Origin of the sequence: Enterococcus devriesei (assembly GCF_001885905.1) — a bacterium.
Taxonomy (GTDB): domain Bacteria; phylum Bacillota; class Bacilli; order Lactobacillales; family Enterococcaceae; genus Enterococcus_A; species Enterococcus_A devriesei.
Genome location: NZ_JXKM01000009.1, coordinates 1 through 24,703, shown reverse-complemented (window position 1 = coordinate 24,703; position 24,703 = coordinate 1). Strand labels below are relative to the sequence as shown.

Below are 24,703 nucleotides of genomic sequence, written 5' to 3'. Positions count from 1 at the left end.
TGAAAGTCATTGTTTCATTTACGAACATTCCATTTATAAATTGCAGTGTAGCATGAATTAATTCCCACTTCTATTAAAAAATGATGTAAACTATGAGTATTAAATGTGAGGAGGAATTTGATGGAAGTAAGAGAATATGTGGAACAGGTTCAAAAAAACTTAGCAGCAAAGGATCCAAACCAAGAAGAATTTTTACAAGCGGTGGAAGAATTTTTACCGGCAGTCATTCCTTTCTTAGAAGAGCATCCAGAGTACGTAGAGAAGAATATTTTAGAAATCATTCTTGAACCTGAAAGAATGATCCAATTTCGGGTACCTTGGCAAGACGATGCGGGAAACTGGCAGGTCAATCGCGGCTATCGCGTTCAATTTAATTCAGCGCTTGGTCCATATAAGGGTGGATTACGTTTCCACCCAAGTGTTAATTTGAGTATTTTGAAATTTTTAGGTTTTGAGCAAATCTTTAAGAATAGTTTGACGGATCTGCCAATTGGTGGCGGCAAAGGCGGCTCAGATTTTGATCCGAAAAAGAAATCCGACTCTGAGATCATGCGATTTTGTCAAAGTTTCATGACTGAGTTAGCAAAACATATCGGACCAAACCTAGATGTGCCGGCTGGAGATATTGGTGTTGGCGGTCGTGAGATTGGCTATCTATTTGGTCAGTACAAACGTCTGCGTGAATACGACATGGGCGTCTTAACGGGCAAACCACTAGGATTCAATGGCAGTCTTGGACGAACAGAAGCAACTGGCTACGGTGCCGTTTATTTTGTCAAACACTTGTTGGAGGACCGTGAGGATTCTTTTGAAGGCAAAAAAGTATTGGTTTCCGGCAGTGGAAATGTAGCAATCTATGCGATTGAAAAAGCTCATGAATTAGGCGCGAGAGTCATTACTTGCTCTGATTCAAACGGCTATATTTATGACGAAGAGGGCATTGACCTAGACTTGTTGAAAGACATCAAAGAAGTCCGTCGGGAACGTCTGACGGAATACGTCAAAGAACGGTCATCGGCTGAATATTATGAAGGTTCTGTTTGGGAGTTTGAAATAGACGCGGATATTGCTTTACCTTGCGCGACACAAAATGAGATCGATGGCAAAAAAGCGGAGATCTTAGTGAAAAACGGAGTCAAAGTCGTGGCTGAAGGCGCCAATATGCCAAGCACGATGGACGCTGTCAAATTATATCTTGAAAAAGGGATTCTCTACGGCTCAGGCAAGGCAGCAAACGCTGGAGGAGTCGCGGTCTCAGCGTTAGAAATGAGCCAAAACTCACAACGGTTGGCTTGGACGAAAGAAGAAGTGGACAGCAAGTTAGATGGTATTATGAAAAATATTTATGAAACATGTCGTGATACCGCTGAAAAATATGCTGAAAAAGATAATTTCGCCGCTGGCGCCAACATTGCCGGCTTTGAAAAAGTCGCCGCAGCAATGTTAGCTCAGGGATTAGTTTAATTTTTGAGAGGTTCGAACTTGAAAAAAAAGGAAAAGAAACGTAAAGTATAGGTTGTACTGAAGTGATTTTCAAGGAGGAAAAACAATGGCACACATTCAATTCGATTACTCGAAAGTAGCACCATTTGTGAGCGAACATGAAATGGACTACATCAAAACTGAAGTAGCTCGAGCTCATAAAGAATTACATGAAGGAACTGGCGCAGGAAATGATTTTCTTGGCTGGATCGATCTTCCTGTAAACTATGACAAAGATGAATTTGCTCGGATCAAAAAAGCAGCTGAAAAAATCCAATCTGATTCAGAAGTTTTAGTTGTTATCGGGATTGGCGGTTCATACTTAGGCGCTCGTGCAGCGATCGAATTCTTACATCAAACATTCTTCAATGTATTGGACAAAGAAGATCGTAAAGCACCGCAAGTATTCTTTGCCGGAAACTCAATCAGCTCAACGTACATTGCTGACTTAATCGAAGTGATCGGAGATCGTGATTTCTCAGTCAACGTCATTTCTAAATCAGGAACGACTACTGAGCCAGCAATCGCTTTCCGTGTCTTCAAAGAATTATTGATCAAAAAATATGGTGAAGAAGAAGCCAACAAACGTATCTACGCAACAACTGATAAAGCTCGTGGAGCTGTTAAAGTTGAAGCAGACGCAGCAGGCTGGGAAACATTCGTTATTCCAGATGATGTCGGTGGACGTTTCTCTGTTCTTACAGCCGTTGGTTTATTGCCGATCGCAGCAAGCGGTGCTGACATCGATGCATTGATGAAAGGTGCAGCTGATGCTCGTGAAGCTTACTCAAGCGATAACTTAGATGAAAATGAAGCCTATCAATATGCAGCACTTCGTAATATCTTATACCGTAAAGGTAAAGTGACTGAAATCTTAGTCAACTACGAACCAGGCATGCAATATTTCAACGAATGGTGGAAACAATTATACGGCGAATCAGAAGGAAAAGACTTGAAAGGTATTTACCCATCAAGTGCCAACTTCTCGACTGACTTGCATTCATTTGGACAATACATCCAAGAAGGCCGTCGTAACATTTTCGAAACCATCGTAAAAGTTGAAAAGCCACGTAAATCTGTGGCAATTCCTGCTCAAGAATCTGACTTAGACGGTTTAGGTTACTTGGAAGGCAAAGACGTTGACTTTGTTAACTCAAAAGCCTACCAAGGAACATTATTAGCTCATACTGACGGCGGCGTGCCTAACCTAGTGTTAAACATTCCAACAATGGACGCTTACACTTTAGGTTATGCAATGTACTTCTTTGAAATCGCAGTTGGAATATCTGGTTACTTATTAGGGGTCAACCCATTCAACCAACCAGGTGTTGAAGCTTACAAGAAAAATATGTTTGCTTTGCTTGGAAAACCAGGATTTGAAGATTTAGCAAAAGAATTGAATAATCGCCTATAAAAAACGAAAACGGCTTTCGCGATGCGAAGGCCGTTTTTTTAATTGGTATAGTGAAAATAGCCTTTTGCTAATCAAAATTAACCACAAAAAGTATTTTTTGCGAAGAATAAAATCGCTTTTAAATAAATAAAGATAAGTAAAAAATGAACGTAAGATTAAAAATAACTATAGTTGTTTCTGTTTGTGTTTTGCGAATTTTCTAAAAATTGTAATTATTCCCTTGATATAAAAGCAAAAAAAGTAATAAAAAACGTTTTCAATTTTTCGTCATTGTGTTATTATAAAAACGTAGAAATAAAGGGGGAGTTATTATGAATAATATTGAAATTGGTCTTTCGTATGAATGCCGAGCGATCGGAATAGAAAAAGAAGTTGTAGGAGTGGTGGAACAACTTTACAACAATACTGTTTTAATCAACGTTGTAAGCTGTGATCCAACAGACCGTGCATCAGTGATTGAGCTACAAAATCGTCTGCTGGTGAAGTACGAAGATGTGCTTGCGTGTCTTGAAACAGAATGTACCGCTTAAAGCTATAAAAATACATGTGAAATATTGCGCTTGTTATAAAATCGGTTTTCTCCTTTATTTCAAAGAGAAGACCGGTTTTTTCTTTGAAAAAAATGTGATTGCGGATTAAATATAGGTTGTTTTTAAATAATCATTTTAAATTGATAATGACCGCTTGTAAATCGAAAAAAGCAACCGACAATGAAAATCGGTTGCTAATTTTTTAGTTTATCCAAAGAGCAGCGACTACTTTGGCTTTGATGCTGTTGCTCTGAGGGCTTAAGATTGTTAATTTGTCGCTTAATAATCCATCGACTGCTTGCAATTGAAAGGCTTGGTTTTGTAATGAAGTGTTGATCGACCAGACGTAAACGCCTTGTTTTCGTTGCTGGATTGCTTGGATCAGCTGGCGATTCGCAGTTCGGGCTTCGATGTTGATAAAATCCAACTGAGTCTTAGGACTTCCTAATAGGTCAAAAGGTAAGATGTAGCCGATCTTGTGTTTGGGAAAGTTCTTTTTTAAGTTCTGAGCTGTATCTAAATCCATGCTTTGCAGTTGATGTCCAACCAGTTGATCCTTTAAAGGAAGCAGTTGTTGGATCATCGTTTCCTTTGTTTTAGCGCTGACCTTCAATTCAATCAGTAATTTTTGCTGGAGTTTGTTTGCTTCGGCTAGATAATCCACAAATAAAGGGATCTTTTCCTGATAACCGTTTTCTTTTAATGTCAATTTTTTTAATTGGGACCAGTTCGTTTCATCAACGCGTAAATTTTTTCCGGCAAGTTCCTTCAAGTTTTCGTCGTGTATCACGACTAATTGGTGATCGGCAGTTTCTTGAACGTCCATTTCCACTAAATCGGGATGATACGTTTGACTAGTTCGTTTAAGCGCCGTGATTGAATTCTGTAACGCGTTGTCCTCGGAAACACCTCGATGCGAGATCGTTTGTGGAACGGGGGCTGGTTTAATTGTCAATCGTTGCGTATAAGTCAGCCCATAAAGAGCAAGACTAGCAATAATCGGAAGAATCAGCCAATAATTTTTGCCCGAGTTGTGCTGTGCTTCTGCCTGGTTATTGAAAGCTAGATATAAAAAGAAGAGCGTGAACAAACTGCTTTTACAGGCTTGATAGAGCAGCAATAGACTCAGACCAGCAGTCCTAGTTGCGACCAGCTGTGCCATTAGGGTGAACAGGACTTTCAATAGTAGACTACTTAATAAAAAGAGTAAAGCAATCACTAAAAAAGAAATAAGCTGAAGACCGATTGCCAGCTTCCTTTGCTGCCAACTTTTTTGCAGACTTACTCTTAAAGAAAGACCATCGTTTAAATAGCTGGGAACCAGCAGAAACCGCCAGACAAAATAAAGCAACAGTAAATAAAGCACTGCAATGATCGGCAAAATTTTCCAGCGATACAGAAAGATAAAAGATAAGAACGTCGCTGGTAGTGGCCGGTATGCTAAGAAAAGCTGATAGAATTTGAAAAAAACGATGGGAGAAAGGATCAGCCAATAGAGACTGCTAAAAAGTATCCCGCTTAAAGAAAAATCTTGAAAAAAAGGTTTGCGAGTTTGAATTTGACTAAAGAAGAATCCATACAAACCAAATAACGCGAAAAAAAGCAGGTAGAAAAATTTTGGAAAGTTTCCGTGTCGGAATAGTTCTTGGAAAAATAAAAAGAGCCCTTCGGTTAAAAAAGATAAACCAAAGGTAACGATTAAAAAATCCTGTAAACGAATAGAATGAAAAAAAGACTTTGCAGTACGACTGATGAACTTCATGGCTCCTCCTAGGCAAAAGAAAAGTCCACTAAGATTAGTGGACGAGTAAGTGTGATAATAAGCTGCCACCTTGCAATAAAGCTAAACTATATAAGAAGATCGAAGCAGGTTTAGCTAAAAAGATGATCGCGCCATATTTTTTAAATGAGATGTTTGTCAGACTAGCCATTAGACAAAGGGCGTCATCTGGAGCGACAGGGAAGAAAATCGCTAAGGTAAACATTTTTTCGAAACGAGATTGATCATCTAACCAGTGATTATACTTCTGATATACCTTATCACTAACCAGATGCTGAATCAAGGGTTTGCCATAGTGACGGCCTAGTAGGAACAAGATCAACGAACCGATACAAATCCCGATATAGTTATAAAGAAATCCCCAATAAGGGCCGAAGATTAGAACACCGGCAGCGAGGCTGATGCCTCCAGGGATAATTGGGATGACTACTTGAATGATCTGAATCAAAATAAAGATAAGCGGTCCGGCGAGGGGAGAGTTTCCCACAAGTTGTTGCAACGAATTCATATCATTGAATACACCTAAATGATAAAAGTAAATAGTTAAACTGATTGAACAGGCAATTCCGATTAAGGAAATAATATTTAGCAATCGTCGTGATTGAACAACGCTCATTTGATTCAGCTCCTTTGCACTTCATGATTGAAGTATAAGGGATAAATCAAAAAAAAGCATAGGTCTAAGGTTGTAATTTAGCATTTTAAGATTAAACTTAAAATTTTTTTAGATATTTAATGATTTCGCTTTCATCACTGCTCTGCCAGTAAATGGCAGCAATTTGAGTTTTTAACTTATTTTGGCTGGAAGTTTGAACGTGTCCGCTTTAAGGCCCGCTCGATTAAATTCGTAAACATGAATCCTAAGGCGATCGCTCCAGCGGTAACGAGAACCGTCACGACTTTTTCCATTGACTCCGTAAACTTTTGATCCATCATGTAGCGCACCGCCATAAAAGCGGGACCGCCAGGAACTAGTGGTACTAAGCTAGGAACATTAAAGACGATCACAGGCATATGCATTTTACGAGAAAAGAGAATGCTCATGAGTCCGATCATTAAAGCACCTAAAAAGTTAGAGATTCCAATATTTTGATGACAGTAAGTTTGCAAGATCCAAAAAGTCATCCAACCCGTTGCGCCAGTCAGCCCGCAAGTAAAAAATGCGCGGCGAGGAATATTCGTAATAATGCCAAAGGTAATGGTGCTAAACATACTAAAAAGAAAATTAATGATAAAGGTCATGGCTGGGCTCCTTATTTTCAGTTGATTGTTTTGGTTGCTGGGCGACTAAAAAAAGTTAAAGGCGACGATAATGCCACCGCCGATGGCTCCTGCAATAAATAAAGCCTCCGTACCGCGAGCTACACCGCTGATCAAATGTCCTTCCATAATATCGCGAAAGGCGTTCGTAATGGCTAGTCCCGGTACCAATGGCATGATGGAGCCGATAATCAAGCTGTTAACATCACGCGCGAAAGCCGTTTTAACCGCGAGTAATGATAAGACGCCGATGACAAAAGCGGCGAGAAAATCATTTAGAAAACTCATTTGGAGCTTCTTGCCAACAAAGGTGTGAACCGCAAAGCCGGTAATCCCGATAAAGAATGTTGGGATAAAATCGTACCAAGTCCCATTTAAAATGATCATTAAAGTGCTGCTGACGACGCCGGCAGCAATAATTTTCCATAAGTAAGGAAAGTCCGGAGTCTGGTTATCTACTTCATTTAAATAAAGATAAAAATCCGGCAGTGAGAGTTCACCTTCCGCAAATTGGCGAGAACCTTGATTGACGGCGGTCACTTTTTCCAAATTGATCGATTGACAAGTGATTTGAATCACCTGGCTATTTTGTTCAGAAGGGAAGCCGACGACTAAGCCGGTGGCGGTGACATAGGTTTGGATATCATCAAGTCCCGCGTTGATAGCGATTCGTTTCATAGTGTCTTCCACCCGATAGACCTCGGAGCCTGACTCCATCATGATTTTTCCGGCTTTTAAGCAGGTGTTTAAGACTAATTGTGAATAATTTTGTTGCTCCATAAAGATTCCCCCTCTGCGTTCCTATACTATAGTAGTGAAAATAAAGAAAATAGACAAGAAAAAGAATAAGGATTGTCACTGACTACGAGAAAAAGTATAATAAAGTAACAAGATATTTTTTTATCCAGCGAGTCTTATTATTTTTAAAGAAACAAAAATGAATCAAAAGCATAACGACACTTTTATTTTTTAATTATAGAAACATAAAATTATCAAATTAATAAAAACGGTTCCACCCCTTATGTAAGAAAAAACTTCATTCTAAGACGTTCTATTTTAAAAAAATATCACTAAATTTAGATAACATGTTGCATAAGGGTTGCAAAACTAATCAATTTTTGATTAAAATAAAATGACAACAAAAATAATAACATTCTGGGAGGAATAGAAATGAGAAGAAAAGTTTATACCAAAGACCAGATTTTAAAGGCTGCCTATGAAGTTGTTGAAAATGAAGGATTCTCTGGATTTACAGCACGGAACATCGCCAAAAAAATGGGGATCAGCACGCAACCAATCTATTTAGAATTTAAAAACATGAGTGACCTTAAAAATACTTTGTTAGATGAAATCTGTAATCACCTGTATTACGATATTTTCCCAGAAGTTCGGACTGGTGATTCAATCATCGATTTAGGCTTAAGCTATGTTTATTTTGCCAAGGAACAAAGCAACCTCTACAATGCCTTATATGTACAAGAATACGGCGGCGGGAAAAAAATGCACGACTTTTCATACAATTACTTCCACCAATTGATTATGGAACATCCGAAATACAGCAAGCTATCTGAAAAGAAAATCAATGCACTGCACGTTGGGACATGGATCGCCGTGACCGGGATCGCAACATTGATGTCTTCTGGTATCATTTCACCAAGTCAAGATGAAATTGTTCATCTGATTAACCGGACGATCAATAATATCTTGCAAGAAGAAGATACTTCTGTCTTAGACGCATTATAAATCTTGACAAATTGAAGCAAAGAGGTAAGATGGATGATGCGGAAGGTTGGCAGAGTGGTAATGCACCGGACTCGAAATCCGGCGAGCCGCAGTAATGTGGTGCACGGGTTCAAATCCCGTACCTTCCTTTTATCTTATCGTTATTGGGCTGGAACACGGAGGCAGTTGCTTTTCCGTATCCCAGCTCTTTTTCTGATATAATGAAGAGAATGAATGATTCATTATGCCGCAATGAAATTAAGGAGTGAAGATAAATGGAAGAAACAGTTTTCTTTAATTTAGGCAATGCTCTGGCCTCGAAACGTGATCCTAAAGAGTTGATTAAAGAGGCCCAAATCGTGAAAGACAACCGCGATCCATTGGGAAAGCTCGTGATCGTTGAAGATGAAAAAAATGAAACGCATATTTTATTTGAGCTAGATGACCAACTGTCAGCGTCAGATCAGGGAGAAGCGTTTAAAGTAAAGCAGATCATCGAGTAAATGGACTAAGAAAAGCGTTGCTTCGAAAGAAATGTCTCAAGCATTCCTTTCGAAGCGACGCTTTTTATAATTGGAAAAGACGTATGATTCGACTGTTAGACGCTTTTTTTATAAGCTGAAAGAAAAAAGATTCGAGGCTGATCGTATGATTAAATTGACCGTTGAGATTACAAAGACGAGTACCAAAATAAAAACTGAAGCAGGGGTAGCGTTGATTTTTTATCAAGAGTTGAAGAAATTACCAGCAATGACTTCTGATCAGTTATTGATTTATGTTACAGGTCGTGAACCTAAAGCGATCGATTATAATCACGAGTGGGATAAGTCGGCTATTAAGGAGGCAGATCAAGTGATTGCCATCACGATTCCGTGGGATATTGAAGGAATCGAGCTGGCCCAAGTGATGCTGCAAGCTTGGCAGGACAATCAATTAACGGTGAAAAGTCTAGTTGATACAGCTAAAATCGCCGCCAATCATTTTCCAACGTTAACCAATACTCAAACGGAATTGTTTGCGATTTTTGCGACCTTTGGCATCGTCAACGAGAAACAAAAGAAGAAACCAATGAAAGCCCAACATCGCTGGAATAAAAAGGTCAGTGAGATTCCTTTTTATATTGATTACAGTGATTCAAAAGGAGAGGTAATTTGGCAAAAACGCAATGAGATGTTGCTGAAGGCAGGGGCCAAGTTAAAAATGGAGATGCCTTTGAATAAAGATGGTTCAATCGGCTTTAGTGCTCGACTGACTGAAAAGCTAAGAGCAGATCACAGTGACAAAATAACCAATGGTGTGACGACTGAGGATATTATTTTAAAAAGTGTCAATGAAGTTGGGATCTTTCTTTATTTTGCCGGCACAAATGGCTGGTTAGTCTTAAAGGATCAGAATGGCAAAACGATTGATGAGTATACCGTAGTTAAATAAATCGGAGATAAATAAAAACGCAGTGCTTCTACAAGAAGCATTGCGTTTTTTGCGATTATAAATCAAGATATTTTGTTAAGTAATCAGCCATGCCGTCCTCGCTGTTAGGCATTTCAGTAATATCATTAGCAACGGACTTCAGTTGATCAGTCCCGTTTGCCATAGCGACGCCCCAACCAGCAAATTTCAACATTTCTACATCGTTGTGTTCATCACCAAAGGCGATAATGTCTTCTTGCTTGTGATGGACGCTTTCTAAGACTCGTTTCAAACCGTGGGCTTTTTGGATACCTTTAGCTACAACTTCTAAAATCGGCTTAGGTCCGCCCCAAGTGTTGACTTCAACCTCGTGACCGAATTGCTGCTTCAATTCTTCAGAAACACTACCGACATTTTCCGGTTGGCTCCTTAGTAGAACAGAAGTTGGATTCGTTTGAAGTGTGTTCACCGTTAATAAATTGTCATTCGTAGCGAAATCACTAGCAAAAAAGTGCTGATCGAAAAAGTTTAGGTCATCAATAAAGAAAGTTTCGCGATTTTCCGCTGCGATGAAATCCAGCTTTAAATTTTTCTTTTCCGCTAACAAATCAAACACAATACTGCGATTAAAGGAAATTTCTTGTTCTCCTGCCCATTTTTGTTCTGGAAGATGAACCAAAGCGCCGTTGAAATTGATCATCGGTGTGGTTAGCTGTAGTTCTTGATAAAAGTTCTTGCTCATACGGTAGGGTCTGCCGGTGGCGATCACCACAGAGTGTCCATCTTCAATCGCACGATGCAATGTTTTAGCGGTTTTTTCAGTTATTACAGAATCTTGATTTAGCGTCGTCCCATCTAAATCAATAGCGATCAATTTTTTCATGAAATCTCCTACCTCATTAAAATATTTATATGCAACGCCTACTTCATCAGGAGTTGACCCCAAATTAGGTTTCCAACTACTATTAAACTAGACGAAGATTCTTAGGTTCAACTTGTTTTAGTCTAGCATATCCATTAAAAAACGCAACAACAGCGCTTAAAAATAATGAAATTATTAAATATATTTCTGATTGGTTAAGCCAACGAAAACGTTTTTGTTAAATTCTCTGGTATAGTAGAGATAGGTAAATGGAAGAAAGTGGGTTTTGAAGCAATGAAAATCAATTGGCGTAGAAACTTATTTGTTTCGTGGATTGGTTGTTTTTTTACTGGCGCAAGCTTTAGTTTAGTCATGCCGTTCTTGCCTGTTTACATTGAACAGTTGGGGACGCCAGAATCACAAGTTGAATTATTTTCCGGCTTGGCGATTTCGGTGACTGCTTTTGCCGCGGCGATCGTTTCACCTTTATGGGGAAGCTTGGCTGATCGAAAAGGTAGAAGACTGATGATGATTCGAGCTGCAGCTGGAATGACCGTGACAATGGGATCGCTGGCTTTCGTCCCAAATGTTTATTGGCTGTTAATTATGCGGTTTATGACCGGTGTCCTATCAGGCTATATTCCTAACGCAACGGCGATGATCGCTTCGCAAGCACCAAAACAAAAAAGCGGCTGGGCTTTAGGGACACTCTCAACGGGTGCGGTAGCAGGGAGTTTGATCGGTCCGTCAATCGGTGGACTGCTGGCTCAATGGTTTGGGTTAGAAAATGTATTTATTATTACTGGAATTATTTTGTTGATTTGTACTGTGTTGACTATTTTTATGGTCAAAGAAGATTTTACACCTATCGAAAAGCAAGATGTTGTTAGTATGGGAGAGCTGCGCAAACGAATCGATCACATGCCGATCTTGATTGGTTTGTTTATTAGTACCTTGATTTTACAGTTAGGCGCGACTAGTATCAGTCCAATCTTGACATTGTATGTGCGACAGCTAAGCGGCCCTAGTAGTAATACCTTGTTAGTCAGCGGATTCATCGTTTCAGCGGCTGGGGTGTCGGCGATCTTGTCTTCGCCAACGTTGGGGAAAGTCGGCGATCGGATCGGTAATCATAAAGTTTTATTGGCGGGACTAGTCTTATCTCTTTTATGTTTTATTCCGATGGCTTTTGTCAAAACACCGTTTCAATTAGGTGTGCTGCGCTTCTTCCTAGGTTTCTCAACGGGGGCTTTGATGCCGTCGATTAATACATTGATTGGCAAAATCAGTCCTCCAGAAGGCGTTAGTAGAATCTACAGCTATAATCAAATGTTTAATAACTTTGGTCAGGTGATTGGTCCAATGCTAGGATCGACGGTGGCACACACGATGGGTTATCCCTCTGTTTTTATCGTGACCAGTGTCTGCGTTTTCGGAAATATCATTTTAAGTACCTTTAATTTCCGTAAGTTATTAGTGACGAAAACAAAAATATAATTCAAAGAGAACTTGGTTAAAACTTTTGGCAAATTATAGTTTGCAATCTGAAAAGGAAGGAGAAGGGAAATGAAACGATTGGTGATTTTTGATTTGATCATGGCAATACTTGGAGCAACCGGTGCTGGAGCAGCGTTGATTCCTGGTGGAGCTGCCAGTATGGGAGTGAGCACCGATATGTTGGTTCATGCTCCCTTTAAGACCTTTTTAGTTCCCGGGATTTTTTTGCTGGTCGTGATTTTTGGTGGAAATCTAATCAGTGGGATTTTACTTGGGAAAGGGCTTGGAATAGGCGCCTACTTGTCTGCTTTCATGGGTTTTATTACCGGAGTATGGATTATCATCCAGTGGCTATTGATGGCGGCTATTTTTCCAATTCAGATAATTTTTATGATTATTAGTCTTATTCAATTAACATTAGCGCTCTGGTTGATTCGTAAATATAAACTACCTGTACCTTTTTCTGCTTATCAGCATTAAGCTATTAGCATTGAAATTGTGTTAGCTGAAATCTTTATGATACTAGCAGTTTGAAATAAACAAAAAACCAGTTACAATAAAGTAACTGGTTTTGTTTATGCTTCAGTTTTTTTGGGTGAAACAAAACGTGCGGTAATAATCGCGATAACACCAACAACTAACGAAATAATCGTAGATAGTTCGAAGTTATAAGTCCCGCTTTGCAAGGCACCACCTAAATAACAAACGGCTTGTCCAATTGCGAAAGCCCAAAATAATGTAACTAGATATTTCATCAAGAGCACCTCTTTTCGCAGTAATATCTAGGTTCAGTTTAGCATTTTTTTTGAAAATGTAAAGAAAAGTCCTGCAACAAAAATGAATTTTCATTTGTAGGAACAGCGACAGTTTTTGGCGTGAAATTTACTATTAATGATTTTTGAAATTCGTGTTACATAGATGAGCAGTCAGATTTATTTAAAAATATCACTACGAACTAGGAGGATCTCATGGGAATCCCACAACTATATACAAAAACTTCCTATTCATTATTAAACAGTACGCTGACAATCAAGGAATACGTCGAGGCCGCCAAAAAACGTGGCTACTCGGCGATCGCTATTACCGATGAAAATGTCTTGTACGGCGCGGTAGAATTTTTCCAAGCCTGTAAAGCGCAAGAAATACTTGGGATCATTGGCTTAGAATTGGATTTTGCTTTGGCTGAAGAAACAGCGAAGTTACTGTTTTATGCAAAGGATGTCGCAGGTTATCAGGAGCTGATGCGCTTGTCTAGTGAACGCATGATGGCGGAAAAACCATTGCTGCTCTCAGACTATCAGCTTCAGACAGAAAAGTTAGTCATCGTTTTACCGGTAGATGGCTTAGAAGATCATCGAGATGCTGCTATCGCGGAAGTGTTAAAGGAAACGCCGAAAGAATTTTATTTAGGAATTTCGCCAAACAGTGATACGTTTGATTTGACGACGCAATTACCGAGAATCGCGATCCAACAAGTGGCTTACTTGGAAGCAGATCAGGCTTTTTCCATTAAGGTGATGCAGCATATCCAAAATGGCACGCAGCTGCCAAAAGATGAATTAAGTAATCTGCTGGGAGAAAACTACCTATTAGATAGTCAAGTGTTGGCAGCAAGCTTCCAAAATGAAACGGAGGCTGTCAGGAATGCCGAAGCAATAATTGAGAAGTGTCAGTTTGAACTGCCGCTGCATCAAAAACTATTGCCTCATTATCCCGTACCAACCAAGCAAACAGCCAACGAGTATTTACAAGAGTTATGCTGGGAAAAATTACCGCAGCGGATCGAATCAGTAACAGAAATTTATCGTCAACGCCTGACACGAGAGTTAGCGATTATTCATAGCATGGGCTTTGATGACTATTTCTTAATTGTTTGGGATGTCATGGATTATGTTCATCGCAGCAAAATCGCTTCTGGGGCAGGTCGTGGGTCGGCTGCCGGTTCGCTGGTTGCCTATGTTCTGAGTATCACCGATGTTGATCCAATCAAATACGATCTTTTATTTGAACGTTTCTTGAATCCAGAACGCAATAGCATGCCCGATATTGATCTGGATATTCCTGATAATCGCCGTAATCAAGTCTTGCATTATGTCCATGAAAAATACGGACATTTCCACGTGTCGCAAATTGCGACCTTTGGTACGATGGCGGCCAAAATGGTCTTGCGGGATGTCGGCCGAGTATTTGGCCTTTCTCAAAGTGAAGCCAATCAATGGTCAAAGGCCATACCTAGTCAATTGAAAATTACGTTGAAGGAAGCCTACGAAAAGTCGGAGCCCTTGAAACGCCTAGTGGCTCATGATGAGCGAAGCCATTTATTGTTTCAAACCGCTTTGACGCTGGAAGGGTTGCCTCGACACGTTTCCACCCATGCTGGCGGTGTGGTGATCAGCGATGTGAATTTAATGCAAGTCGTGCCATTACAAAATGGTTCGGAGGACATTTTACTGACTCAGTTCACCATGACGGATGTAGAAGCGATCGGCTTATTGAAAATGGACTTTCTTGGTTTGCGGAATCTTTCCATCATCGATACAGCCTTACAGAATGTTCGCCGCATTTATCATGAGGAACTGGATCTTAAAAAAATTCCTTTAGATGATGCAGAGACTTTGGCGTTATTTCAGCGGGGAGAGACAAGCGGCGTGTTCCAATTCGAATCTGCGGGTATCCGAAACGTGTTGCGCAAATTACATCCTACCGACTTTGAAGATATCGTAGCGGTTAATGCGCTGTATCGACCCGGTCCAATGCAGATCATCGACCAATTTATCGCTCGTAAAAATGGCAAGGAGCCCGTTGCTTTTCCAGACGCGTCGGTGAAGCCAATCTTAGCACCAACCTATGGCTTTATCGTCTATCAAGAACAAATTATGCAAGTTGCTGCTCAGATGGCCGGCTTTAGTTTAGGACAAGCCGATATTTTGCGCCGAGCGGTGAGCAAAAAGAAAAAAGATTTATTAGACGAAGAGCGTCGACATTTTGTTGATGGGGCTGTTCAACGAGGGCATAGTCAGAAAAGCGCCGAAGAAGTCTATGACTATATTGAACGTTTCGCGAATTACGGCTTCAACCGTTCTCATTCGGTGGCCTATAGTTTTGTCGGCTATCAAATGGCCTACTTGAAAGTTCATTATCCTGGGGCCTTTTATACAGCATTGATGCAATCGGTGCGGAATGATCCGAAAAAATTGCGGGAATACATCGCGGAAGCCAATCGAGCCGGGGTAAAATTATTAGCGCCGGATATTAACCGTAGTCAGTACAGCTTCACCTTAGTCGAAAAAGAGTTGATTCGCTTTGGTTTAGATGCCATTAAAGGAATTCGGCGGGACTTTGTCAGCAACATTCTGACGGCTCGCAAAGAAAATGGTCCCTTTAAGTCCTTAGATCAGTTTTTGTTAAGTGTTGAAAAACGTTGGTTGAAAAATGAGTACATTGCACCATTGATTTTGATTGGTGCTTTTGATGAACTGCATTCCAATCGTCGACAGCTAATCGAAGAATTAGAAGGGAAAATCCAGAACGTGCAATATAGCGGTGGCAGCATGTCTTTGTTAGACGTGATGAGCTTAAAGGAGCGGCCGTTAGCGGATTATTCTTTAGCTGAGCGTTTGAACTATGAGGAACAATATCTAGGGTTGTATGTCTCAGGCCATCCTACGGAGAATTTCCCTAAGTTGCTTAAACAAAAGGACTTGCGTGCTATCACGGAGTTATCTGTCGGTAGCCGCAGCAAGATTCTTTTCTATTTAAAGGATATACGCGAGATTCGCACCAAAAAGGGTGAGCAGATGGCCTTCTTGACTGGAAATGATCAAAGTGGCGAGATTTCTTTGACAATCTTTCCACAAACCTATCGTCGAATCCGCAATGCGCTGGAGTTAGAAAAGGTTTATTTAGTCGCTGGAAAGGTCGAACGCAGTCGTTATGATCAAGCCCTTCAGTTGTTAGTGGAAGAATTGGAATTAGCAGAGATTGCTGAAGAAAATATCAGTGACCAAACATTGTTTTTGCGTGTGCCAACAGAGAAAGATGACCAAGCAATTCAACAAGCGATTGCCGATAAACTCCAAACTTCTCCAGGAAAAGTACCGGTGATTATCTATTATGAAAAAAATCGCAAAAAGATTGTGTTGGATAAAAAGTTCTGGGTGGGGATTAATGACACCCTGTTAAATGCTTTACGTGACATATTAGGGGAACAAAACATCGTAATAAGATGATTTCTTGTAACTTTCAAAAACTTTTTGCAAAAACTCGGCTTTTCACGTGGACATCCCAAGACTTTTGGGATGTTTTTTGGTAGAATGTACCATGAATTAAACGATGTACGTTTTTCGAGAAATATTTATGAGGTGAGAAAATGAAACGCATTGGAATTTTAACAAGTGGAGGAGACGCTCCAGGAATGAACGCTGCTGTTCGTGCCGTTGTGCGTAAAGCAATTTTCGAAGGCATGGAAGTTTACGGAATCAATTACGGTTTTGCTGGATTGGTTGCTGGAGACATCCGTCGTCTAGACGTTGCTGATGTTGGAGATAAGATCCAACGCGGCGGGACTTTCTTATATTCTGCTCGTTATCCTGAATTTGCTACTGAAGAAGGGCAATTAAAAGGGATCGAACAATTGAAAAAATTCGGTATTGAAGGCTTAGTGGTTATCGGTGGCGATGGTTCTTACCATGGTGCGATGGCTTTAACAAAACACGGTTATCCAGCTGTTGGTATCCCAGGAACGATCGATAATGATATTCCCGGAACTGATTTCACGGTTGGTTTTGATACAGCAATCAACACCGTATTAGAATCAGTTGACCGTATCCGTGATACTGCAACTTCACACGTTCGTACATTCGTCATCGAAGTAATGGGACGTAACGCAGGCGATATTGCTTTGTGGTCAGGTGTTGCTGGTGGAGCAGACGAAATCGTGATTCCTGAACATGATTTCGATATGGAAAAAATTGCAAAAAAAATTCAAGCAGGCCGTGACCGCGGGAAGAAACATTGCTTGATTATCTTGGCTGAAGGCGTTATGGGCGGAAATGAATTCGCTGATAAACTAGCAGAATACGGCGACTTCCATACACGTGTCAGTGTGTTAGGTCACGTTGTTCGTGGTGGTTCTCCAAGCGCTCGCGACCGTGTATTAGCAAGTAAATTTGGTTCATACGCTGTTGACTTATTATTAGAAGGTAAAGGCGGATTGTGTATCGGAATCGAAAACAATGACGTCGTTGCTGCTGACATCATCGACACATTAGAAAACAATAAACACAAACCTGATTTATCGTTGTATGAATTAAACAACCAAATCTCATTTTAATCTCGTTAATAATAGTGCAGACTATATATTATAAACAATCAAGAATGGAGCGTATTACGTAATGAAAAAAACGAAGATCGTTAGTACATTAGGACCAGCAAGTAACACAGTTGAAACAATTTCTCAATTAATCGAAGCTGGTGCCAACGTGTTCCGTTTCAACTTTTCACACGGAGATCACGAAGAACAATTGTCACGTATGCAAATGGTTCGTGATGCAGTCAAAAAAACAGGTAAAGATGTTGGTATCTTATTAGATACTAAAGGTGCTGAAATCCGTACAACTGTTCAAGACACAACAGAAGCAGACTACGGTCGTGCTGGTTATATCGAATTTAACGTTGGCGACGAAACACGCATCTCAATGGACTCTGAATTAAAAGGAACGAAAGAAAAAATTGCTGTGACTTACCCAGGTTTATTCGACGATGCACATATCGGCGGACACATTTTATTCGATGATGGTCTGATCGACATGGAAATCGTAGACAAAGACGAAGCTAACCGCGAATTAATTATGCTAGTTAAAAATGCTGGTATGCTAGGTTCTCGTAAAGGTGTGAACGCTCCTGGAATCTCAATCAACTTGCCAGGGATCACTGAAAAAGATGCAGATGATATCCGTTTTGGTTTAGACAATGACATCAACTTTATCGCTGCAAGTTTTGTTCGTAAAGCACAAGACGTTCTTGATATTCGTGAAATCCTTGAAGAAAAAAATATGACACACGTTCATATCTTCCCTAAAATCGAATCACAAGAAGGAATCGATAATATCGACGAAATCATCAAAGTTTCTGACGGTATCATGATTGCTCGTGGAGATATGGGTGTTGAAATCGCACCTGAATTAGTACCAATGGTTCAAAAACGTATCATTAAAAAATGTAACTACGCTGGTAAACCAGTAATCACTGCAACTCAAATGTTAGAATCAATGCAAGAAAACCCACGTCCAACACGTGCGGAAGCTTCTGACGTTGCCAATGCTGTATTTGACGGAACAGATGCAACGATGCTTTCTGGTGAATCTGCAAACGGTAAATACCCAGTTGAAGCTGTTGGTACAATGGCTCGCATCGATATGGAAGCTGAATCTGCTTTATCAGAATTAGGTTCATTCCAAATCAACGAATTCGACAAATCAAACGTAACTGAAACAATTGGTTTATCTGTTGCTCGTGCTGCGAAAAACTTAGGTATTAAAACAATCGTTGCTGCGACTGAATCAGGTCACACAGCTCGTATGATCTCTAAATACCGTCCAGATGCTGATATCTTGGCTGTTACTTTTGACGAACGTACAAAACGTAGCTTGATGGTTAACTGGGGTGTTTATCCAACAGTTGCTGAAAAACCAACAACAACTGATGAAATGTTCGACTTAGCTGCTCAACAAGCTGTAGATTTAGGTTTCGCTTCAGAAGGCGATTTAATCTTAATCACTGCTGGTGTACCAGTTGGCGAACGTGGAACAACTAACGTAATGAAAGTTCAAATGATCGGTTCTAAATTATTAGAAGCGCAAGGCGTTGGTGAATCAACAGTCGTTGCTCATGCAGTCGTTGCTAAATCTGCTGAAGAAGCAATTAAAAAAGCAAAAGATGGTATGGTTTTAGTTGTTCCTACAACTGATAAAGAATATATGCCAGCAATCGAAAAAGCAGCAGCATTGATCGTTGAAGATGGCGGCTTAACTTCACACGCTGCAGTCGTTGGTATCGCTCAAGATATCCCTGTAGTCGTAGGTGCTAAAGAAGCAACTTCAACTGTTGTTGACGGTGAATTAGTCACTGTTGACCCTCGTCGTGGTATTGTATACCGTGGACAAACAACAGCGATCTAATAACCTTTAGATCAGCGTTTTAAAAAAGAGATGCGGGGGACTGCGACAATTTGTCACAGTCTCCTTTTGCGAGTTTTTCTAATCACGCTTTAGCGTGATTAGAAAAATCGTATGCGAAACGTTTAGTTGGATAGTCTGTCGCTGACGATACGCATAAATTTTGATAAAGTTTATATTTCCTAATTATTTGAGTCGGCTAAGATTATGGGTAAATCAAATTTGTCTGAAATGAGTATTTTCGAAAAAGGATAACTGGTTTTGTTCGGATATCTAGCGTCCTAAGCTGAATTTTTCAACAATAAGCAAAAATGTATATAAATCTGATGAACGGTTTCTATCTATTTTCGTCTTATTGCTTAAAATCTAGGTGAGTTGAAAAACCTTTAAGGGTGTCAAGAAAATTTCATTGACAAAGATTTTTTACACCTGTATAATAGCGATTGTTGCTTAGAGGTGATGAATAATGAAATGGTCGATTGGCGAATTACGCCGCTACAAAGAAGAAGCACTAAATTTTTCAGAAACGATCGATGTAAGTGAAACATTAACAGCACGAGATAACGAAATCTTGGCGGTAGCTCCGGTTACTGTGGAGGGTCTCTTGTCTGTTGGAAAAAATGAATACATTTTACATTATCAATTGAAAACAATTGTAACTGTTCCTTCAGCACGTTCCTTGGAACCAGTTGACTTACCGCTTGATTTATCGGTGGATGAGGTATTCATGACACGGGAGCAATGGTCTTCACTGGAAGATGAGCGAGACGAAGAGATCCTTGTCATAGACAATGATACGATCGACTTGACGGACTCCATCGAAGACAACATTTTACTGGCGATTCCGCTACAAGTTTTTTCTGAGGAAGAAAAGCAAGCGACCGACCTTCCAAAAGGTAACGATTGGGAAGTTGTTAGCGAAGAAGAGTATTTCCAGAAAAAGGAATCTGCTGAAACAATTGATCCTCGTCTTGCGAAGTTATCGGAATTATTCAATGAGGAAGATGATCAGTAAGATTGGAATAAATGTATCATTAATGATACTTCATTTTATAAGGAGGTGTAACACCCAATGGCAGTACCAGCTAGAAAAACATCAAAAGCTAAAAAGAACAAACGTCGTACTCACTACAAATTAACCATCAAAGGTTTGAACGAATGTCCAAACTGTGGCGAAATGAAGAAGAGCCATCACGTATGTGCCAACTGTGGCTACTATGATGGAAAAGATGTTATGTCTAAAGAAGCATAAGCACTTTTTAATAGAGAAGCCAAAACCTCAAGACTAACCATGGAGTCTTGGGGTTTTTTTCTTAGAGTTAACACAATTCATTTTCCATTCTTACTTTGTTAGGATATAATGAGAAACGTATTGAATACTAACAAAACGATTTTACTGCGTGTTCAACGGATGGTAGAAACGTTAAACATGGAAAGAATCTATCTTATTTTTCTAAAGAAAAATAAGTGTTTAACACGAATTAGGAGGATAATTATGTCAAAACAACAATTTGGTGTCGTAGGTATGGCAGTAATGGGCAAGAATCTAGCCTTGAATATTGAAAGCCGCGGGTATTCTGTTGCCTTGTACAATCGGACAGGCTCAAAAACGGAGGAGGTTGTTGCAGAACATCCTGATCGCAAGTTGAAAGCTACTTTTTCGATTGAAGAATTTGTTGATTCGATTGAGAAACCTCGTCGAATTTTATTGATGGTCAAAGCGGGGCCTGCTACGGATGCAACAATCCAATCATTATTACCTCATTTAGATAAAGGCGATATCTTGATTGACGGAGGAAATACGTTCTTTAAAGATACGATTCGCCGCAATGAAGAATTAGCCAACTCAGGAATCAACTTCATCGGTACTGGTGTTTCCGGTGGTGAAAAAGGTGCGTTAGAAGGTCCTTCAATGATGCCTGGTGGTCAAAAAGAAGCGTATGATTTAGTTGCGCCGATCTTTGAGCAAATCGCTGCCAAAGCTGAAGACGGTGAACCATGCGTTACTTATATCGGTGCCAATGGTGCGGGCCATTATGTAAAAATGGTTCATAATGGTATTGAGTATGGCGACATGCAATTGATCGCCGAATCGTATGATTTGATGCAACAATTATTAGGACTATCAGTTGATGAAATGGCGGATGTCTTTTCCGAATGGAACAAAGGCGAATTAGACAGCTATTTGATCGAGATCACAGCGGATATTTTGACACGTAAAGATGATGAAGGAACGGATCAACCAATCGTTGACGTGATTAAGGATGCAGCTGGTAATAAAGGTACTGGTAAATGGACTTCACAAAGTGCCTTAGACCTTGGTGTGCCACTACCGTTGATTACTGAATCAGTTTTTGCTCGTTTTATTTCTGCATATAAAGATGAACGGGTTGCCGCTAGCAAAGTCTTGCCAAAACCAGCTCCTTATAAATACGAAGGCGACAAACAAGAATTGATCGAAAAAATTCGTGAAGCATTGTACTTCAGCAAAATCATGAGCTATGCGCAAGGGTTTGCGCAATTACGCAGTGCTTCAAAAGAATACGGATGGGACTTGCCATTTGGCGATATCGCGAAAATCTGGCGTGCCGGTTGCATTATTCGTGCTCGCTTTTTACAAAAAATTACCGATGCTTACGAAAAAGATGCAGACTTGGCGAACTTGATGCTAGATGAATATTTCCAAGAAATTACCGCGAAGTATCAACAAGCTGTCCGTGATGTTGTAGCGATTGCTGTTCAAGCAGGTATTCCAGTTCCAACCTTCTCATCAGCGATTACTTATTATGATTCTTATCGAGCTGAACGTTTACCAGCAAACCTAATCCAAGCGCAACGTGATTACTTTGGTGCTCATACTTATGAACGGACCGATAAAGAGGGGATTTATCATTACAGCTGGTATCACGAAGAATAAAAAAACAGCTGATTTAAAATCCCATGTTAAACTGGCTATAGCTTTTTAGTATGAATACCACTATAATGGTAAAGGTTTAATGAAACTTAACTTGGAAAGGAACTAAAAAAATGAGTAATATTCTGATCATTGAAGACGAAAAAAATCTAGCTCGTTTTGTCGAGCTGGAATTAAAGCACGAAGGTTACGAAACAGAAGTGCATTATAATGGCAGAACTGGCCTTGAAGCTGCATTGGAAAGTGACTGGGATGCAATTTTACTTGATCTAATGTTGCCTGAATTAAATGGTCTTGAAGTTTGCCGTCGCGTCCGTCAGGTGAAAAATACGCCAATTATTATGATGACAGCTCGTGATTCAGTTATTGACCGCGTTTCAGGTTTGGATCATGGCGCAGACGACTATATCGTCAAACCTTTCGCAATCGAAGAATTATTAGCACGCTTACGCGCATTACTTCGCCGTATCGATATCGAAGGCGATAAAAATGTTGCTAAACAAACCACGATTACGTACCGCGATTTAACGATCGAGAAAGAAAATCGAGTGGTTCGCCGTGGCAATGAAATTATCGAATTAACGAAACGTGAATACGAGTTACTGTTAACACTAATGGAAAACGTCAATGTGGTTCTTGCCCGTGATGTTCTATTAAATAAGGTTTGGGGCTATGAAACAGAAGTCGAAACCAATGTGGTAGACGTATATATTCGTTACTTGCGTAATAAAATTGATGTACCCGGTGAAGATAGCTATATCCAAACAGTGCGTGGTACTGGTTACGTTATGCGCTCATGAGAAAATTTATCAAGAATCAAAGAGAACTGAAAGGGCCCTCACTTACCATCAAGTGGGCCTTTACAAGTTCTTTCTTTATATTTGTGGTGTTTACTATTTTCGCGGTGATTACTTACAAGTCCTCCGTGAATCTGATTGTAACGAAGGAACGAAACAACGTCGAACGGACCATTACAGCGGTGACCTCGCGGCTAGCCGATGCGGATGAAGAGCTGACGCTCGTAAGTACGTATCGAACATTGACGGAATCTACTGCGCAAGACAACTCTTTATATGATCAAAACATGACCTTAGAAGGCAATATGATGCGCATCGACGATTTCATCTCAGAGCTAGGTCAACGACAACTATCGCTAGACATCTATAATCTAGACAAAAAATTGATTTTCAAAACACAGGAAGAGTATCAACCATTAGTTCAGACAAAGCATAAAAGTCCTACTATTGTGACGGTGGATGAAAAAAATGGATTTCTGTCGGTTGAACCAATCTATTCCAAAAAAACCGGTGAGAAAATCGGCTATGCCCAGATTTTTTATGAGCTTTCAGATTTTTATGAGATGCGGAGCAAATTGCTATTAACGTTGATCATTTTAGAAATCTTCTCGTTGTTGTTAAGTAGTTTCTTTGGTTTCTTATTGTCTTCCTATTTCTTGAAGCCAGTAAAAATTCTCCGAGATACCATGGAAATTATCCGTCAGGATCCGCAAGCAGAAGTCCATGTTCCAGACATTACAACTAATGATGAGTTGGCGGACTTAGCGGTGATTTTTAACGATGTGATTGATCGGATACGAATGTATATTGAGCAACAGGAACAGTTTGTAGAGGATGTATCTCACGAACTAAGAACACCAGTCGCTGTAATCGAAGGACATTTGAATATGCTGAACCGTTGGGGAAAAGATGATCCTGAGATTCTTGATGAGTCGATTCAAGCCAGTTTACAAGAGCTGGTTCGGATGAAGAGTCTCGTTCAAGAGATGCTAGATTTATCTAGAGCTGAGCAAGTAGATGTTTATTATGGCAATGAAACCTCAAAAGCCAAAGAAGTTACGTACCAAGTGTTTAATAATTTCAAACTACTTTATCCAGAATTTACCTTTACCTTAGATGATGATTTGGATAAAGAAAAGATTTTAAAAATTTATCGCAATCACTTAGAGCAAATTTTGATTATTATTTTAGATAATGCAGTGAAATATTCGACTGATCGTAAGGAAGTCCATATTTCTGTTTCTTCAACCTTCAATCGTTTTGAAATCGCGATTCAAGATTTTGGTGAAGGGATTCCCGATGAAGATATTGGTAAAGTGTTCAATCGTTTTTATCGAGTAGATAAGGCCCGTGCTAGAACAAAAGGCGGAAATGGCTTAGGATTGTCTATCGCTCATAAACTTTTAGAGAGCTATAAAGGAAATATTAGTGTCGAAAGCTCTGTTGGAAAGGGTACGATTTTTAGAATTTTTATTCCAATGCTAGAAGAAGAGACAACCGAGTAAAATTCGGTTGTTTTTTTATGCGAAAGTTCAAAGATGAAATTATTCTAGATAGCGTTATTTTTGTTTTAAAATCGAACGTTATTTTGGAGTTTTGCAAGAACGTTCGAAAAAGCAAAAAAGATTGAAAAAAGTTCAAAAAATAGTTGCAATGTAACTTGAAGATTGCTATATTATTATCTGTTCCCAAGAGAATAAAGCATCTTGAAAAAAGATTCAAAATAATAGTTGACGGATGTTTTTACTTGTGGTATTTTTATAAAGTCGCTGATGCGAGAAGTCATCCAAAAATGTTTTTTTATAAAAAGTTTTTGAGAGAAAGTTCTTGACATCGAGACAGTAACCTGTTAAGATATAA

Annotated in this window: 22 protein-coding genes and 1 tRNA gene; 17 read left to right on the top strand and 6 right to left on the bottom strand. The window is 39.7% G+C overall.

The window, feature by feature from the left end; genetic code table 11:
* Positions 1-120 precede the first annotated feature (120 nt).
* The 3 genes from gdhA to RV00_RS11990 all read left to right on the top strand — a co-directional run bounded on the left by gdhA (position 121) and on the right by RV00_RS11990 (position 3,426).
* The gene (gdhA, locus tag RV00_RS12000) at positions 121-1,464 is read left to right on the top strand and encodes an NADP-specific glutamate dehydrogenase (protein ID WP_071862835.1); all 1,344 of its coding nucleotides are present in this window, start codon (positions 121-123) and stop codon (positions 1,462-1,464) included.
* A gap of 85 nt (positions 1,465-1,549) precedes the next feature.
* Entirely contained in the window at positions 1,550-2,896 is a 1,347-nt protein-coding gene (locus tag RV00_RS11995) for a glucose-6-phosphate isomerase (protein ID WP_071862834.1), read from the top strand.
* Between the two features lie 311 nt (positions 2,897-3,207).
* The gene (locus RV00_RS11990; protein WP_071862833.1) at positions 3,208-3,426 is read left to right on the top strand and encodes a hypothetical protein; all 219 of its coding nucleotides are present in this window, start codon (positions 3,208-3,210) and stop codon (positions 3,424-3,426) included.
* A 202-nt stretch (positions 3,427-3,628) separates the two neighbouring features.
* Here RV00_RS11990 and RV00_RS11985 read toward each other — a convergent pair whose 3' ends face one another.
* The 4 genes from RV00_RS11985 to RV00_RS11970 all read right to left on the bottom strand — a co-directional run bounded on the left by RV00_RS11985 (position 3,629) and on the right by RV00_RS11970 (position 7,246).
* Positions 3,629-5,188 (bottom strand): glycerophosphodiester phosphodiesterase family protein, encoded by a 1,560-nt coding sequence (locus tag RV00_RS11985; RefSeq protein ID WP_071862832.1) that lies wholly within the window; start codon positions 5,186-5,188, stop codon positions 3,629-3,631.
* 34 nt (positions 5,189-5,222) lie between these two features.
* Positions 5,223-5,822 (bottom strand): TVP38/TMEM64 family protein, encoded by a 600-nt coding sequence (locus tag RV00_RS11980; protein ID WP_071862831.1) that lies wholly within the window; start codon positions 5,820-5,822, stop codon positions 5,223-5,225.
* A 176-nt stretch (positions 5,823-5,998) separates the two neighbouring features.
* On the bottom strand, positions 5,999-6,448 hold the full coding sequence (locus RV00_RS11975) for a threonine/serine exporter family protein (RefSeq protein ID WP_071862830.1): 450 nt from the start codon (positions 6,446-6,448) through the stop codon (positions 5,999-6,001).
* A 45-nt stretch (positions 6,449-6,493) separates the two neighbouring features.
* Positions 6,494-7,246 (bottom strand): threonine/serine exporter family protein, encoded by a 753-nt coding sequence (locus RV00_RS11970; protein WP_071862829.1) that lies wholly within the window; start codon positions 7,244-7,246, stop codon positions 6,494-6,496.
* A 390-nt stretch (positions 7,247-7,636) separates the two neighbouring features.
* On the opposite strand from RV00_RS11970, the gene RV00_RS11965 reads away from it, so the two are divergent.
* The 4 genes from RV00_RS11965 (at position 7,637) to RV00_RS11950 (ending at position 9,619) form a co-directional block, all read left to right on the top strand.
* Positions 7,637-8,209 (top strand): TetR/AcrR family transcriptional regulator, encoded by a 573-nt coding sequence (locus RV00_RS11965; protein WP_071862828.1) that lies wholly within the window; start codon positions 7,637-7,639, stop codon positions 8,207-8,209.
* A gap of 40 nt (positions 8,210-8,249) precedes the next feature.
* Positions 8,250-8,337, top strand: a tRNA-Ser gene (locus RV00_RS11960).
* Between the two features lie 126 nt (positions 8,338-8,463).
* On the top strand, positions 8,464-8,691 hold the full coding sequence (locus RV00_RS11955) for a hypothetical protein (protein WP_071862827.1): 228 nt from the start codon (positions 8,464-8,466) through the stop codon (positions 8,689-8,691).
* 145 nt (positions 8,692-8,836) lie between these two features.
* The gene (locus RV00_RS11950) at positions 8,837-9,619 is read left to right on the top strand and encodes a DUF4357 domain-containing protein (protein ID WP_071862826.1); all 783 of its coding nucleotides are present in this window, start codon (positions 8,837-8,839) and stop codon (positions 9,617-9,619) included.
* 55 nt (positions 9,620-9,674) lie between these two features.
* Here the strand turns inward: RV00_RS11950 and RV00_RS11945 are convergent, their stop codons facing one another.
* Positions 9,675-10,481, bottom strand: a complete 807-nt coding sequence (locus RV00_RS11945; protein ID WP_071862825.1) for a Cof-type HAD-IIB family hydrolase — start codon at positions 10,479-10,481, stop codon at positions 9,675-9,677.
* A gap of 273 nt (positions 10,482-10,754) precedes the next feature.
* On the opposite strand from RV00_RS11945, the gene RV00_RS11940 reads away from it, so the two are divergent.
* The gene (locus tag RV00_RS11940; protein ID WP_071862895.1) at positions 10,755-11,957 is read left to right on the top strand and encodes a multidrug efflux MFS transporter; all 1,203 of its coding nucleotides are present in this window, start codon (positions 10,755-10,757) and stop codon (positions 11,955-11,957) included.
* Positions 11,958-12,026: 69 nt separating this feature from the next.
* Entirely contained in the window at positions 12,027-12,437 is a 411-nt protein-coding gene (locus RV00_RS11935) for a hypothetical protein (RefSeq protein WP_071862824.1), read from the top strand.
* A gap of 95 nt (positions 12,438-12,532) precedes the next feature.
* On the opposite strand, the gene RV00_RS11930 is transcribed toward RV00_RS11935, so the two are convergent.
* Positions 12,533-12,712 carry a YjzD family protein gene (locus RV00_RS11930; RefSeq protein WP_071862823.1) on the bottom strand — a complete coding sequence of 60 codons (180 nt, stop codon included), beginning with the start codon at positions 12,710-12,712 and terminating at the stop codon, positions 12,533-12,535.
* A gap of 213 nt (positions 12,713-12,925) precedes the next feature.
* On the opposite strand from RV00_RS11930, the gene RV00_RS11925 reads away from it, so the two are divergent.
* The 8 genes from RV00_RS11925 (at position 12,926) to RV00_RS11890 (ending at position 24,348) form a co-directional block, all read left to right on the top strand.
* On the top strand, positions 12,926-16,186 hold the full coding sequence (locus RV00_RS11925; protein ID WP_071862822.1) for a DNA polymerase III subunit alpha: 3,261 nt from the start codon (positions 12,926-12,928) through the stop codon (positions 16,184-16,186).
* A gap of 140 nt (positions 16,187-16,326) precedes the next feature.
* Complete coding sequence (gene pfkA / locus RV00_RS11920) at positions 16,327-17,289, top strand: 6-phosphofructokinase (RefSeq protein ID WP_071862821.1); 963 nt, start codon at positions 16,327-16,329, stop codon at positions 17,287-17,289.
* A gap of 61 nt (positions 17,290-17,350) precedes the next feature.
* Positions 17,351-19,135 (top strand): pyruvate kinase, encoded by a 1,785-nt coding sequence (gene pyk / locus RV00_RS11915; protein WP_071862820.1) that lies wholly within the window; start codon positions 17,351-17,353, stop codon positions 19,133-19,135.
* Positions 19,136-19,598: 463 nt separating this feature from the next.
* Positions 19,599-20,147 carry a YceD family protein gene (locus RV00_RS11910; RefSeq protein ID WP_071862819.1) on the top strand — a complete coding sequence of 183 codons (549 nt, stop codon included), beginning with the start codon at positions 19,599-19,601 and terminating at the stop codon, positions 20,145-20,147.
* A gap of 57 nt (positions 20,148-20,204) precedes the next feature.
* The gene (gene rpmF / locus RV00_RS11905; RefSeq protein WP_010740070.1) at positions 20,205-20,384 is read left to right on the top strand and encodes a 50S ribosomal protein L32; all 180 of its coding nucleotides are present in this window, start codon (positions 20,205-20,207) and stop codon (positions 20,382-20,384) included.
* A gap of 243 nt (positions 20,385-20,627) precedes the next feature.
* The gene (gene gndA / locus RV00_RS11900; protein WP_071862818.1) at positions 20,628-22,049 is read left to right on the top strand and encodes an NADP-dependent phosphogluconate dehydrogenase; all 1,422 of its coding nucleotides are present in this window, start codon (positions 20,628-20,630) and stop codon (positions 22,047-22,049) included.
* A 110-nt stretch (positions 22,050-22,159) separates the two neighbouring features.
* Positions 22,160-22,846, top strand: a complete 687-nt coding sequence (locus tag RV00_RS11895) for a response regulator transcription factor (RefSeq protein WP_071862817.1) — start codon at positions 22,160-22,162, stop codon at positions 22,844-22,846.
* The gene (locus RV00_RS11890; RefSeq protein WP_071862816.1) at positions 22,843-24,348 is read left to right on the top strand and encodes a HAMP domain-containing sensor histidine kinase; all 1,506 of its coding nucleotides are present in this window, start codon (positions 22,843-22,845) and stop codon (positions 24,346-24,348) included. The genes RV00_RS11895 and RV00_RS11890 overlap by 4 nt, the downstream gene beginning before the upstream one ends.
* The last annotated feature ends 355 nt before the right edge of the window (positions 24,349-24,703 follow it).

Coding starts and splice junctions, on each gene's coding strand:
- gdhA (WP_071862835.1), top strand. CDS start 121: ATGGAAGTAAGAGAATATGTGGAACAGGTTCAAAAAAACTTAGCAGCA.
- RV00_RS11995 (WP_071862834.1), top strand. CDS start 1,550: ATGGCACACATTCAATTCGATTACTCGAAAGTAGCACCATTTGTGAGC.
- RV00_RS11990 (WP_071862833.1), top strand. CDS start 3,208: ATGAATAATATTGAAATTGGTCTTTCGTATGAATGCCGAGCGATCGGA.
- RV00_RS11985 (WP_071862832.1), bottom strand. CDS start 5,188: ATGAAGTTCATCAGTCGTACTGCAAAGTCTTTTTTTCATTCTATTCGT.
- RV00_RS11980 (WP_071862831.1), bottom strand. CDS start 5,822: ATGAGCGTTGTTCAATCACGACGATTGCTAAATATTATTTCCTTAATC.
- RV00_RS11975 (WP_071862830.1), bottom strand. CDS start 6,448: ATGACCTTTATCATTAATTTTCTTTTTAGTATGTTTAGCACCATTACC.
- RV00_RS11970 (WP_071862829.1), bottom strand. CDS start 7,246: ATGGAGCAACAAAATTATTCACAATTAGTCTTAAACACCTGCTTAAAA.
- RV00_RS11965 (WP_071862828.1), top strand. CDS start 7,637: ATGAGAAGAAAAGTTTATACCAAAGACCAGATTTTAAAGGCTGCCTAT.
- RV00_RS11955 (WP_071862827.1), top strand. CDS start 8,464: ATGGAAGAAACAGTTTTCTTTAATTTAGGCAATGCTCTGGCCTCGAAA.
- RV00_RS11950 (WP_071862826.1), top strand. CDS start 8,837: ATGATTAAATTGACCGTTGAGATTACAAAGACGAGTACCAAAATAAAA.
- RV00_RS11945 (WP_071862825.1), bottom strand. CDS start 10,481: ATGAAAAAATTGATCGCTATTGATTTAGATGGGACGACGCTAAATCAA.
- RV00_RS11940 (WP_071862895.1), top strand. CDS start 10,755: ATGAAAATCAATTGGCGTAGAAACTTATTTGTTTCGTGGATTGGTTGT.
- RV00_RS11935 (WP_071862824.1), top strand. CDS start 12,027: ATGAAACGATTGGTGATTTTTGATTTGATCATGGCAATACTTGGAGCA.
- RV00_RS11930 (WP_071862823.1), bottom strand. CDS start 12,712: ATGAAATATCTAGTTACATTATTTTGGGCTTTCGCAATTGGACAAGCC.
- RV00_RS11925 (WP_071862822.1), top strand. CDS start 12,926: ATGGGAATCCCACAACTATATACAAAAACTTCCTATTCATTATTAAAC.
- pfkA (WP_071862821.1), top strand. CDS start 16,327: ATGAAACGCATTGGAATTTTAACAAGTGGAGGAGACGCTCCAGGAATG.
- pyk (WP_071862820.1), top strand. CDS start 17,351: ATGAAAAAAACGAAGATCGTTAGTACATTAGGACCAGCAAGTAACACA.
- RV00_RS11910 (WP_071862819.1), top strand. CDS start 19,599: ATGAAATGGTCGATTGGCGAATTACGCCGCTACAAAGAAGAAGCACTA.
- rpmF (WP_010740070.1), top strand. CDS start 20,205: ATGGCAGTACCAGCTAGAAAAACATCAAAAGCTAAAAAGAACAAACGT.
- gndA (WP_071862818.1), top strand. CDS start 20,628: ATGTCAAAACAACAATTTGGTGTCGTAGGTATGGCAGTAATGGGCAAG.
- RV00_RS11895 (WP_071862817.1), top strand. CDS start 22,160: ATGAGTAATATTCTGATCATTGAAGACGAAAAAAATCTAGCTCGTTTT.
- RV00_RS11890 (WP_071862816.1), top strand. CDS start 22,843: ATGAGAAAATTTATCAAGAATCAAAGAGAACTGAAAGGGCCCTCACTT.